General features: G+C 39.0%; 12 protein-coding genes. All 12 read right to left on the reverse strand.

What is annotated here, in order from left to right; genetic code table 11:
- Window positions 1–10 precede the first annotated feature (10 nt).
- Window positions 11–262: a hypothetical protein gene (locus BK583_RS14340; protein ID WP_055737290.1), complete on the reverse strand. Its 252-nt coding sequence runs from the start codon at window positions 260–262 to the stop codon at window positions 11–13.
- Window positions 262–708 (reverse strand): hypothetical protein, encoded by a 447-nt coding sequence (locus tag BK583_RS14345; protein WP_055737289.1) that lies wholly within the window; start codon window positions 706–708, stop codon window positions 262–264. Before BK583_RS14345 ends, BK583_RS14340 begins: the two co-directional genes overlap by 1 nt.
- A complete protein-coding gene (locus tag BK583_RS14350; RefSeq protein WP_055737288.1) occupies window positions 705–6,539 on the reverse strand; it encodes a phage tail protein in 5,835 nt (1,944 codons plus the stop codon). Before BK583_RS14350 ends, BK583_RS14345 begins: the two co-directional genes overlap by 4 nt.
- A 19-nt stretch (window positions 6,540–6,558) precedes the next feature.
- Window positions 6,559–7,263 carry a distal tail protein Dit gene (locus BK583_RS14355; protein WP_055737287.1) on the reverse strand — a complete coding sequence of 235 codons (705 nt, stop codon included), beginning with the start codon at window positions 7,261–7,263 and terminating at the stop codon, window positions 6,559–6,561.
- A 20-nt stretch (window positions 7,264–7,283) separates the two neighbouring features.
- Window positions 7,284–10,244, reverse strand: coding sequence for a phage tail protein (locus tag BK583_RS14360; protein ID WP_055737286.1), 2,961 nt, complete (start codon window positions 10,242–10,244; stop codon window positions 7,284–7,286).
- Window positions 10,237–10,605 (reverse strand): phage tail assembly chaperone, encoded by a 369-nt coding sequence (locus BK583_RS14365; protein WP_078440196.1) that lies wholly within the window; start codon window positions 10,603–10,605, stop codon window positions 10,237–10,239. The genes BK583_RS14360 and BK583_RS14365 overlap by 8 nt, the downstream gene beginning before the upstream one ends.
- Window positions 10,584–10,949, reverse strand: a complete 366-nt coding sequence (locus BK583_RS14370) for a tail assembly chaperone (protein WP_038478398.1) — start codon at window positions 10,947–10,949, stop codon at window positions 10,584–10,586. Before BK583_RS14370 ends, BK583_RS14365 begins: the two co-directional genes overlap by 22 nt.
- A gap of 76 nt (window positions 10,950–11,025) precedes the next feature.
- Window positions 11,026–11,547: a phage major tail protein, TP901-1 family gene (locus BK583_RS14375; RefSeq protein ID WP_236702461.1), complete on the reverse strand. Its 522-nt coding sequence runs from the start codon at window positions 11,545–11,547 to the stop codon at window positions 11,026–11,028.
- A 109-nt stretch (window positions 11,548–11,656) separates the two neighbouring features.
- Window positions 11,657–12,046, reverse strand: a complete 390-nt coding sequence (locus tag BK583_RS14380; protein WP_055737285.1) for a hypothetical protein — start codon at window positions 12,044–12,046, stop codon at window positions 11,657–11,659.
- A 1-nt stretch (window position 12,047) separates the two neighbouring features.
- Window positions 12,048–12,422: a sigma factor-like helix-turn-helix DNA-binding protein gene (locus BK583_RS14385; RefSeq protein WP_038478395.1), complete on the reverse strand. Its 375-nt coding sequence runs from the start codon at window positions 12,420–12,422 to the stop codon at window positions 12,048–12,050.
- Window positions 12,423–12,440: 18 nt separating this feature from the next.
- On the reverse strand, window positions 12,441–12,590 hold the full coding sequence (locus tag BK583_RS20805; protein ID WP_158318505.1) for a hypothetical protein: 150 nt from the start codon (window positions 12,588–12,590) through the stop codon (window positions 12,441–12,443).
- Window positions 12,591–12,709: 119 nt separating this feature from the next.
- The gene (locus BK583_RS14390; protein WP_055737284.1) at window positions 12,710–13,258 is read right to left on the reverse strand and encodes a DUF6241 domain-containing protein; all 549 of its coding nucleotides are present in this window, start codon (window positions 13,256–13,258) and stop codon (window positions 12,710–12,712) included.
- Between the last annotated feature and the right edge of the window lie 239 nt (window positions 13,259–13,497).

Genomic DNA, 13,497 nt, shown 5'->3' on the forward strand with positions numbered 1-13,497 from the left:
AGCCCCTGACTTAATCTGTCTGTGACTCTTCTTTCGGTTCTAAACGCTTAATCAGTTTCTCTCGTGCCAAATCAGCTAAAGCAAGCAAACGGGGGTCTTGAACATATTCATCCATTGTGACGACTACCCGGCCATTTGCGTTAATATCCCCTGTAGGATCTGTTACATTAAAGCGAAGACGTACTTCGTCAACCTCTTCCTCAAAGTTATAGGTGAAATCAACACCTGATACACGCACATCTAATTTTTCTACCTGTCCCATTATTCATCATCTCCTTGTTTGTTTTGGTTCAGTTTTGCTTCCTCAAAAGCCTCAGCAATCATAAAGTGTGTTTCCGCCTCTTCATTAGATAGCTTTTTATCAAGATTCATAACAACATGTTCCAACGTTTCCAATGCTTGGTTCAAATTGGAATCAGCCATAACAAACTGTTCATTTAAAAGCTTTTCTTGCTGCGTTCGAAATTCAATTGCCGCGTTCTGGTCTTTTAATTGAAAACCACCAGCTTCCGTTCGAACTAACTCCCCATTTGTATCTACTTCTGCATGTGCTTTTAACAACTCAATTTCTTCAGACACCATTTCTTCATGTTGTTTTTTAAACTGATTCACAACACGCATCCTATGGATATTCTCAACACCCGTAAGCTCTATATCTAGTAGAAACTTCGCTACTTTATCCAATTCTTTCTTCATAAACTTAATCACAGCAACCGCTCCTTTAATTCATGTAATTCTCGTTTTAACAATTGATTTTCAATCTCTAAAAAAGACACTCGATCTACGGTGTCTTCTACTTTTTTATCGAGTTCTTGGATGGCATGTACTGAGTAGTAAACAATCCGATCATTCTCAACACCCATGCCATCCTTAGTGACAACATTAGGACTGTCTTCCGCAATAATACCAACTCTTCTTTTAGGAAAAGCCTCTGCTTCTAGATCTGACTTTAACAAGAAGGTCATTATATCTAGTTGTTTAACATGATCAAGTCCACTTTCATTGAACTTCTGAATATCATCTTTATACGTTCTAGAAGAACCTTGGTGAAAGTTAGAGGCACGAATTGGGCGATACCCGATATTGTTATTGTTGTACATTGAATTATTTGTAACACGAACTTCATTTGTTGAACAACCCAAATACAGGTCACGATTCCCACCTGTACCTAAATTCACACGAATAGAGTTGGCAATTACATCTTGTACTTGAATGGGGCGATAATTTACATTTCCGCCGTTATAACCTCTTCGATCAGTTACTCGAAGAGAGCCATCAACTTTCATATAGGCATTAGAGCTGGACTCCCTTGCTTCAAAATCACCAATAAAAGAATCCGCTTCAAAGACGCCTGAATTATAATCACCGTTACCATTCGTTGCCCATATTGTCGGTCTACCTGATTGAGTTTTCTTAAAGCGTAGTCCGGATGCATATGGCGTATTCGTCTGTGGGGAGCCATATGCAATCCAACCATCTGTATCGCTAGCGCTAGAGTTATTTTTCACATTAAAAACAAAATGATTATTTCCTGAACGGTTGCCATCTCTCGGTCGCAGAACAATCGTACCTCGATTTGCTATAACTTTCACATCACGATCTGCGTCAAGTATGACATCTCTTGTATTCGTTTTTAATGCAATATTTCCTCGATTACTAAATGCGGTAAGACCGCGGACATTATCAGCTCCCCACTCTCCTCCGTTATACATATGAGAAAAGAATTCTATTACACCAGATCCATGGTATTCCGTATTCGAATCTTCATCGTTAAACCCTTCAAGATAAGTTGAGATGCCAAAATCGGAATAATACAATCTCCTCTGCCTAGTTTCATTATGAGCCATAAAATAACCATCTTTTAATTGAAGGTTTACCCAAGATGAATTTGTATTTCCAAACCATGTTCTCGTGTAACGACCACGGGCCTGAAGTTCTCCACCTTCTATAGAAGTTCTTCTGTTTCCTTGATCAGAAATAATAGTGCTTCCTTGAATATTGGCACTACGAATACTTATTGAAGTAACCGTACCTGCGCTAATCTTATCCGCTGACAAACTAGCGATCTTAGCACTAGTAATTGTTCCATCTTGAATGTGTGCGTTTTGGATAATTGCATTTTGCAAATTCGCCCTTGTAATAGACGCATTAGCAAGTGCACCATTAGCGGCAGTAATACTATTTGCTGACATATGGTTGGCAGTAATAGAACCATTTACAAGTAACTGAGTATTGGTCATTCTTCGGACAACAATGTTGTCAGCATACATAATATTATCGGTTGATTCATTTCGGTTATTTGTGACCCAAATTCGTATATAAGCAGTTCCTGCTGGAACCGTGTATGTTCCTGAAAGTTTTCTCCATTGTGTTGTACCGCCAGTAGCCTGAGCGACTTGAGTCCAGCCTAAATGATTTTTTCCTGCATCATACCTGCGAAACCCAATTCCAGCATGTCTTCTTCCAGCTGAACTACTGTGAAAGCGTGATTCGAACTCAACGTAAAGACTATCTCCTGCCACCACTTTGATAAGGCGCTCTTGTTGGATATCAATGTTTCCAGTGCTGCCAGTCCTAGCGCCCATCGTTTGCGTTGAGCCATTATCAATACTCCAACTTCTCATGTCATAGACTGTTGCACCACCGCCGATCCAACCTGCTGGTGTTGAACCAATGACATCATCTTCAAAGTCACCATTATCTACTAAGTTAGTAAAATCACCAACTTGTAGCAAACGTGTGTCAATCTTAACCCTCTCAGGTGATAAATTAATGGCGGAAATGATGCCGTCTCTTTTAACCCGTAGATCAATTTGATCAGACATTACAGTTATACGACCCTCTGATGTGGACATGCGACCAGTTAGACTATCAACTTCTTCTTGCTTTGCCAATAGAGCAATAGCCCGTGATGTTTGTTCTATCGCCGTTTCAGCTTTAGATATTCTCCCTAGTGAAGTATCACCGGAAGACCCTATATATTGCTCCAGACCTGTCGGTGGTGCGCTTACCCAACCCTCACGGCTAAGAAGACTAAACTCATTCGATCTATTCTGCTTGAAAATATCAGTTGCTGTCATAGAGTATTGATTGTGTGTTTGTCGAATTCTTAAATAGACATCTACCACAGTTAAATTAGAGGCATTTGTTACTAATACACCTCTAAAGTCGTCTTCTCTCAACCTTGCCCCTTTTAAATCGAGTATAGATATGTCAAAGAATGGTTTATCACCCATTGCGTTTTGTTGCTTTAAGCGCAAATAGATTCTTGCGTGATCACCAGTCTGCCCCCCATGGTTACCCCCAGTAAATGTGACAATGCCATATGTCTGGTGATAGCGAGAGTTGATAGAAAGTCTAGCAATTCTAGTCCAACTCCCTGAATACGAGTCGGAACTATTTGTGGTGGGTACACCTTCCTGACCCACTTTACCTGTTAAATTGTTCGTTATTTCGGTGATCTGTGTTGCGAATTGACCATCTGTTATTTCTAACGCACCCACTCTGGAAGTAACGGAACCTAAGCCACTTTCAGTTGATGTAACTCGACCAGTGATGCCCTTTAATGTTGCATCTAAGGAGGTTTGACGTTGATTATAAGTAGAAGTGTCTACTTTATTATCTAGGTCTTTTCTAATTTCTTCTACAGACGTCGAAAACCCGTTTAAATCCTGTCTAAATTCACTCACTGTATTTGTCAATGTTCCAAGACCATTACTCGTTGATTCCACTTTTCCGGTAATTTCGTCCAGCTTAACATTAAGGGATGTTTGGCGTTGGTCGTAGATAGATGTGTCTACTTTACTATCTAAACCTTTGCTAACTTGCCCGATAGATGTAGAAAATCCTTCTAAGTCTTGTTTGAACTGTCCCACTGTATGTGTGAGTGTTCCTAGATCATTTGTTGTTTCTTCTACTTTTCCTGTGATTCCTTCTAGTGTAGAGTCAAGGGAGGTTTGTCTCTCAGCGTATGATTCCGCATCAATTAGATCTTCAAAAGCTGGTGACCACGCAGCTGTTCGCTTGCCTTCTGTTACCATCAATTCTGTTATTTCAACAGTACCTGATGCAATAAAATCTGCTCTTAGTTGAAGGCGTATCGTTGTTGTATTCGGGTTTACTTGTCTTGTCTGAGTAACCTCAATCTCTCTATTTTCATTTAAGTTTGTAATAGACTGGATTGTATGCCAAGCGTTTGGATTGTTTTCAAACCACTGTAATGTGAGCCTTGACGAACCCTCACTACTGCTCTTTATATCTTTAAGTTTTATTTTGCAAGAGATCGTCACTTCTTTTCTGAGAACACGATCGGATACATTATAAACTCTTACAATTTGGTTGTTGACATTTGTCCAATTAGATTGTACGAACGGCTTATATGTGCCAATAGCAAGGTTTGTGGTGGGACGTTTTTCACTTTGCAACTGGCGAATCGATGTAGTGAACCCTTCAGCATTTAAGCTTAACTCTGAGCTAATATCTCGTAAATCTGTTACTTCACCAGTCAATTGGTCCACTTGTCCGCTCGTTTCACCTACAAGGAAATCGATTCCCTCAAGAGACGCATTTATCGTTGTCATTTTTTGATTGTACGTTGTGTAGTCAACTTTATCTGTCAGTAATTCGTCGACCTCACCTTTTGACAGAGTGGCAGATAGGCGTCCATCCACTTTCTCAAACTCCGTTGTAACATGCTTCTCAATTGAGGTTAGTTCTTCACCCAATTGACCGATTTCTTCTTTCAGCTGCGTTTCCTTTTCCTCTAGGGCATCTTCACCATCTTTAATCGCTTGATGAATGCGACGAACTTCTTGATCAAATTGAGCACGGTCCATTCGTTTCTCAAGCTCTTCAGTAAGAATGGAATAAACGTCTGCAATTTCCTGATCGCTGTAGTCCTTTGCCCTTTGCTGAATAAGTTCTAATGCATCATTCGCAATCTGCTCAAACTGTATTCCATCCGTTCCAATGATGTCAGCTTCTTTATTTAACTCCCGTAATTTCATAGCCAATTCAGGACCAAAAAGAATATCATCCGTTACAACTCGAGCCGTTGAAGCTTCTACTTCTGCTGAATAATTTGAAGCGCGCCCATGGTAATTGACTGCACGGACTCGAAAGTAATACGTTTTATTTGTTTCTCCGATAAAATTAAACCCATTTAACGAACCTCGATAAACAAGCGTCTCTGGCGAAGGAAGAAAACCTTTTACTTCACTAGCAAATAATTCATAGGCTTGCACATAAAAAGCCTCGATGTTAAAAGCCCAGAATATCTGCACTGTCTGAAATCCACCTGTTGCCTCTACGTTTGCAGGGACATCTGGTAGTATATCGGGAAAACGATCGGGTGAGATCGGTTTGTTTCCTTGATTCCACTTTCCTCGGTTATCATTAATCTCGCGAATGACTTGGTCTAACCGATCGTCATAGCTATGAGCAGACAAAAATTGACCCATTTCAACTGTTGCAGATCGATTAACATCCATTAAATCATACTCAATTGCAATCACACGTGCCTGAATTTCAATTGGTCGAGTAAACATCCGATCAAAAGCTAGCGCCGTGTCGCCAAGACTTACTTTTTCATGTTCATAGCCACTCAGTTGTTCAAGTAATTGAACGGTGAGCTGATAATGAACTTCCGGCTGCTTTACACGTTGTAAATGTTCCCATGTCGCATGCAAAAGTGTTTCAGGATCTTCAATATCGCTATTTGTATAAACACCTTCACGATGTAACAGCTTTCCATCGTAAGGACGACCGTATCTAGTTAAGGCGTGTTCATCACCAATCCACTCTTGTCCTTTTGGCTTATTTGCCGGATCTCCATCTTTTATTTGCCATGTTACTTCGGAAAAGTCAGTTGTCTGATCATCTGATGATGCACCCTGTCCATAAAGAGCCGTTACAGGATAAGAAAGAACCGTTCGCTGAATTTCTTGAATATCGTGGTCAACTTCAAAACGCTTTCCTATATACTGCCCACGACGAGAAAGGATTTTGATTGTTCTCGATGTAATTTGATTACCAGAAAAAGTGATCGTATCTTTAAACTCTCCACCCCACAACCTTAAAATAGACCAGATGGCATCAACCGATGACTCAAAAGAAAGTGGGATAGATTGAACCCCTAAATCAATGTCGACTTGACCTCTCCACCGTGTACCACTCAGCACGTAATCAAGCACAACTGACGCATTAGCATTTTTAAAAGAGCGCTCTTTCACTAAGTGCTCCTTTAACTCCATAAATGCAGGTTCACATAAGGCATAGGTTTGGCGCTCAGTCCCACTAAAATGATCATCTACTTCTTTAATCACATATAGCCTAAGTTCTCCCTCTTTATCTCGAAAAACCACTTGGTTTTCTTCCTTAACAAACTGTGCCGAACTGCTCGCCGAATCCACAGTTAAACGTAATGGCTGATCAGGCAGTTGATTTAATTCCTCTCGAAAAAGAGCGGAAATTAAGCCATTATCCTCGCCAATGGTAGTAAGCAAAGAATCGTTTTGGTCTAATACATACATTTCCTTCATGTTTCACACCTCCTTTTTATTAAAAATAGATATTTTGATACCTAATGGTAGACGGGGCCGAAACAGAAAGGATATTTACACCTGGCCTTAACGGAAACCATCTACTTTCAAATGAAAGTAACGACATACGTGCGTCACGATTTAAATAAATGGCACGTTTACCTGCATCAATTTCAATGACATCATTTTCTAAAAATTGATGCTGTAAAATTAATTTTTCACCATGTTGGTTACGAATTTCAAACTGAGATGTTCTTGTTTCAATACGAGCATGTAATGTCCAAAACACCGGTACTTGCCCTACAACTTGAATATCTCTTTGCTCTTCCGTTATTGGAACAACAATCTCTCCTGCATATTGGTATGGCGTTGGACATAAAAATTGGATGATTCCTTTCGAGAAGTGCTCATACTCTTCAAGCTCTACAGATAAAAACCTAGCCAAATAAAATTGGCTAGGTGTATCGGAGAACACGAGTTTTTGTTCATCCTCACTATATAACCATGAAGACAATTCAAGCTTTAGCTCTTGCATGGTTTTATCACGATGATAGATGACAACAGGCACGTCTAGAATAATGGAGTCCATTTTCATACCAGTTACCCGCTCACCTGCTTCTACTCGCTCTGTCGTTGTATAAGAAATAGACGGTAGAACAGGTCGCTGCAGATGACTTAATACCGTAATATACTTTTTTCTGATCCCATTAAACGTAAATTGCATAGTAACGATTCACCTCCATCTTATGTGTAAAACCTATTTTTCCGCATTGATTTTCTCTCTTGAGCATTTGTAATATGTGGTTCAACGAGGGAACCAACAACAGTAGAATCCATTTGAACCGTCAGCTGCTTCTGTTCTCGTAACGTATCAACTACTTCTGTTAACAAGTTCTCGACCGAACGACCGTTGTTCTTTTTCTCAAAGAAACGCACCTGATTTGAATAAGAATGACTCATGTTTGGATGAACGGGTTCTAGCGGTGCCATGTGTGGAGGATCAATTTCAGAAGGTACAAGAGACGTCATTGCATTCATCGCACGATTCACTGACCCTAGATCACCTTCAATTCCAACCGCCAAACCTTGGGGAAGAAAACGACCAATCTCGTCTCTGAACAATTTTGATGGAGAATTAATTCCAAAAAATGATTTTAAACTTCCAACCACACTGTCCATAAACCCACTAATCTTTCCAATAATCCAATCTTTTACGTTATTCATCCCTCTCCAAAGTCCACGAATTAAATCAGATCCCACCGTTACAACACGTCTAACTGCTGTTGAAATACTACCAGCAAGTCGCGATACGAGTTGAGTTCCAAGCTGCATAATACGAGGGAACCCATTTACGATTGCTTGAAACACACTTGAAAGAATGGTTCCAATTGCACTAAGAACCATCGGCATGGCTGTTGTTAATCCGCCAATTAAAGATCCGATAAGAGAAATTCCGCTTTGTAAAATTAAAGGGAAGTTCGATGCGAGTGTACTAATAATAGATGTAATAATTTGAACGACAGATTGTAAGAGAGCCGGTACATGATCCATAATCCCTTTGATAAGACTTTCCAGTAACGTGATTCCAGCATTAATTATCAGTGGAAGCTGGTGAGTTAAGCTCTCAATAATTAAAGCAATAACATCTAATGCCGTTTCAATGATCATTGGCAAAATAGTGACAATCCCTTTGATTAAGCTCTCAAGTAACTGAATACCCATCTGAATAATAAGAGGTAGCTGCTGGGTAAGAGTTGTCAAAACCATTGTAATGATTTCTACAGCAGTTGCTACTAGCATTGGCAAAATGGAGATCACGCCATCAATGAGACTCATTAACATCTCAATCCCCATCGTTAAAAGTAATGGGAGTTGTTCAGCTAATGTTGTAATAAGAGTCTGAACAAGATTCAAGGCGGTATCAATGATCGTTGGAATCATTGTCATAATACCATCCACTAAACTCATCAATAGGTTTATGCCCATTTCAATCAGCAGTGGAAGTTGCTGTGTAATTGTCTCTATAAGAAGAGCGATCACGCCTAAAGCTACTTCTATGATCATTGGTAACAAAGATACAATACCGTCTATTAAGTTGGTTAGTAATTGAATACCTAATTCCAATATAAGAGGAAGCTGTTCAACGATTGTTGTGACAAACAGCGTCACAATTCCAATGACTGTTTCAAGAAGCATTGGTAAAAAGCTCATAATACCCTCAATTAAACTCATTAATAATTGAATGCCCAGTTCAATAATCATTGGTAACTGTTCAACGATAACCGTAATAAGTGTTTGCACCAAAAGCAGAACTGTTTCTATTAACATAGGAACGACGGTAATAATTCCTGTTATTAAGCTTGTTAAAATTTCAATTCCCGCTTGCAATAGTAAAGGAAGTTGTTCAACAAGAAGACTTACAAATGAAGTAACAATCTCAATCACTGTGTTCGCAATCATTGGCAAAAGTAGCATAATCCCTTCAACTAACGTACTCAACAGCTGCATTCCCATACCTAAAAGAATCGGGAGCTGTTCCATTAGAGTTGAAACTAGCATAGTAATGAGATTGACTGCCGTTTCTAATAAAGCGGGAACAAAAGAAACAATTCCTTCAATTAATTTCATCAATACCTGTATACCTAATTCAATTAATAATGGCAGTTGTGTTGTAATGGCTTCTACTAATTGAGTTACAACTTGTATCACCACTTCAACTAGTGTACCAATCATTGAAACCATTCCGTCTAGTAAACTTGTTAAGATTCCAATTCCTAATTCCAACATAAGTGGTAGATTCCTTGAAGCATTACTAATCAATAATGAAATGATTTGTACGCCTGCCTCCATCAACATTGGTAAGGCGGATGTAATGCCTTCAACGATATTGCTAACTACCTGTATAGCTGTTTCGGCCAAAGCAGGCAACATCGTTGTTAAACCTTCAACGAGTCTTTGCAAAAGCGCTGCTCCAGACTGCACTAGTTCTGGCAACCTTGCAACGATTCCAGTCATAAATCCATCAAAAATAGATGAGGCTACTGAAAAAACCTCGCTTCCGATGGACGAAATTTTTTCCCATACTGCTTGTAAACTTGAACCTAATGACCCATTTGCATTTTGTAAATACAAAAAACCAACTGCTAATGCTGCTATTAACCCAACAACAATACCGATTGGTGATATAAGGAACCCAAATACTGCAGCTAATGGTTTTATTTTCATTAGAGTGGCTGTTACATTTATTGCTGCTGCTTTTAGTGCAGTGAAACTGACAACCAATTGATTGATTAAAGTAATTGTTGTTGTAGTCGACTGCAGTACACTTGTCACCATTCGAGAAGCTTCTGCCGTCACTTCTGAAAAAGAAGCAGATAGTTTGTCCGAAAATGGAATGGATAACTTGCTAGCCTGGTCTAGGGCGTACGCAACGCTTGATACCTTCTGTTCAATATCATCAAGTGGACTTGAATCACCCCAGATGCCACCACCTAATTGATTAGCAGCTGTAAAAAGTTCTCCTACACTACTTGTCACTTCTCCACCACTCTTTTGGAGCGTTGCAGACGTTTGCTGGAATCCTTTTCCAATGTCTGAAATGGATTCAGTAAAAGACGTAATGGACCCATCAATGGATGTAATCTTATTAGTAAAATCAACAATTTCCGAATTCATAGACTGTATCACTTTATTTAACTCATTCAACTCTTTCCCTCCTTTCTCTAAATGTAAATTGTTGTAGCCAATGTTTAGCTTTCTCTGCTTTTTTGACTGATTCCTGAATAGAATGCTCCTCTTTCTTAGCTGAACTTGGGCGTTTATATAAATCAGCTACTTTAGGACGCTTGCTACGACTAGCTTGTTCATGCATTAACGCAATTTGTGCTTCTCGCTCCATTGCATCATGTATCGATTCTAATTCAGCATCCATTAACAAGACGAACTCTCTCGGAGTCAAAGCGTAAAAGATAGAGGGCTCTAACCGTAAATAACGCCAACAAGTAACGAGTTGGCGTTCTACATAAGTCAGTCCATTTAATTGTGTTAAGCTCTTAACATCTCCAATGCTTTCGCCGCTTCCGGATTGTCCGCTACTAGTTTCTTCGCTTGATTGCGAAAGAAAAAACTTTCCGTCACAACCTTATTACTAATTTTATAAATGTCATCAGAATCAAGCTGCTCATTCATCATCGCTTGTTCAATTTCAGCTTCAATATCTTTTAATGAGAAATCCTTGCCATGATGAAATAAGCCAGCGTGTACAATTTGTGGAAATGCCTCTAAATCACCCATCATCGCTTTTCCAATGATTCCCATTGGTCCGCCCTGAATCACACGGTTTAAATATTTCACACTTTCCATCGTTAACTTTAATTCATATTCTTTTCCTTGAAGTACAATTGTTGACATGATGCCATCGCCCCTTTTTTGAATTAATGAAGGTATCTATAAAAGATACCTTCAGCCGCTCGTTAGTACCTAAATACTATTCTTGATCTTCTTCAGCTGGTGCTTCTGTTTCCACCATATCTTCGTTTTTTAACTTCCCGTTCAGCTTAGCGCTTAATGTATATGTTGCGTGCTCTCCATTGCTGTAACTTTGCTCCCAAGATGTAATCATATATAGACCCGATTTTGCTGTTTTCTTTCGGCTATTCACACGATAAATTTCGATAAATTCCTTGTTATCAAGCTTTTCGTCCATATAGTCAATAAACGGGTCGCCTTCTGTTACAACACCTTCAAGCGACACTTCTACTGATTCTTTCCCATAATCACTGCCTGTTTTATCTTTTGTATCTAGTTCAATTTCATCAAACGAACGATTAAAAGAGCCGCCTGTTTGGTTAAAAGGACGTAATAATCCTTGACTATCCTTCACTGCAAAAATAAATTCTTCCCCTTTGTATTCCTTCGCGAAAAATTGTAAGTTAAATGGTAAACGTTGTTCTGTCATTGTTATCTCCCCTTTTTGTAATGTTTGTGTTTGTACGTTATTTCGATTCACTTGTATGCCTCCTCTCTTATTCTTTAAGGAATTTTCCTCTTCCTCACTTATAAGGCATGAACCTAAGTAAAAAACACGATCATACGTTCTTATTTTAACGAAAAAATTTTTAGCTTACATAAAACACTTGTTTTCCTTTTGTATGGCTATTGTCTTCACATACATAGGAGACCGATCGGCTGCCTGTAATAGGCGAACGCCTAAATTCAATCTGATGATATACTTTCTCCCGCTTATTTCTACGGGCGTGTTGATGATCCGTTAAGATCGGAAAACACTCTTGAGCCATTTTATGACTATTACGATTACTCAGCTCTTCATGTAAACAAAGAGAAGCCAGTTTCTCTAGCATATAACTAGGAGGCACTTTCTCATGTTGGACGTAATAAGCTTCAATCAACTTCTCAATCTCTTTAAACCGTCCCGGTCTAGACATCACCCCTGTCTTTGCGTGGATCTTTAAATCTTTCATACGATCTAGAAGGTGTTGTTCTGTCATTTTAAATGCCTCCTCTATACCCTAAATCATGATGAGTCCAGTAGTAAAAAATATCTGCAATTCTTTCTGTTGAACGTTTTAGTAACTCTCTGACGTTTTGTTGAGCGATCCCCATTTTCTCTGCCGTCTCGACTTGGGTGTAATCACACATATAAACATAGTATAGCGCGTCACGCTGACGCTTTGTTAAATCGGCTTGTTCTATAGCATCTTGTAGATCAATAAAGATGTCACAAGCTGCAAAATCATCGTGTAGTACCCTTGATTGAAGAGAATGGATATCTCTTAATAAATGTTGTACTTGTTTTGCAGATGACAGCATTCCATATTGTTCTTCTAATCGAATCGTAACCGCTTCTCGACTTATCTTTTTCATGTTTGTCTCTCCCTTTACCTATTGAAAAACTAGATAAAATGTCGGTATAGCTGTAACGATCCATAAAATATAGAATGCTATTTTGTTTTCAATTTTATTTACCAATGCACCTAATGTGATAAAAAAGAATAACGTAATTTGACAAATTAAAGCGAGTAAAAAAAACATATTGATCCCTCCATTACATCATTGTTCTTACAAAAAACCTTTGAACAACACTATAAAGAGAAGCCAATTAAAAAAAATCAAAAACCACCGCACATTTGTATGTGCAGTGGCTCATTAAATTAGAAATGTTTATCATTATATGTGTCTACCTCTGCTGGCGTAAGCAAACGTGTTGCTTTTCCAATCGTTCCTCCCCATAGTTCCCAGACAAAATTATGGTCTTCAACAGCTTGACTAAAATCCCCTTCGTGCCACCTTAATAAAATTTGCTCATAGCGGCTACCATGGGTAAACTCATCTGCTCTTACAGTAGCAATGTCAAGCAACCATTCAATTCGCTCTTCTGTCAGCTGGATTTTTCCCCACTTTTGCTCTGCTTCTACAAGTCCGTGGGACATGTAATGAATCGCCTCTTGCATCGCTCGCTCTGATAAATCTTTAGGAAATAAATCATGTAAATCTTCATCAATAGAAGCAGTAAGCACGAGTTCTTCTGTTTGAACGCCACTTTCACCTGAATGGTTATTCAAGTCGTTCCCAGTATCGCTGCCCTGTTGCTCCTCTGATGAGGCCATACGCTCAAGAGCATTTTGACCAAAATAAAATCCTCCAAAACCAATAAGTCCTATTACACCTACTATAGAAAGGAAAATGATAAATTTCTTCACCCAAAACAACCCCTTAAACAAGTCACCATTCTTTCTGACTACGTAATTATCCCTATCACATGCAGTCTATCATAGTTTTGTCTCATTGTAAGCAGATTGTTAATAATTTTTTGTAATCTTAAAATTTATGCTGCTTGTCATAGGAAGAACGTAAATTAGGTATACTCTATCTCTTGAAAAGCACGTCATAAAAGTGACATTCGTTCGGATGTATTTTTCTAAACGCACGATTCGTCGCG

The sequence above is a fragment of the Shouchella oshimensis genome, assembly GCF_002019765.1.
GTDB classification, from domain to species: Bacteria; Bacillota; Bacilli; order Bacillales; family Bacillaceae_D; genus Shouchella; species Shouchella oshimensis.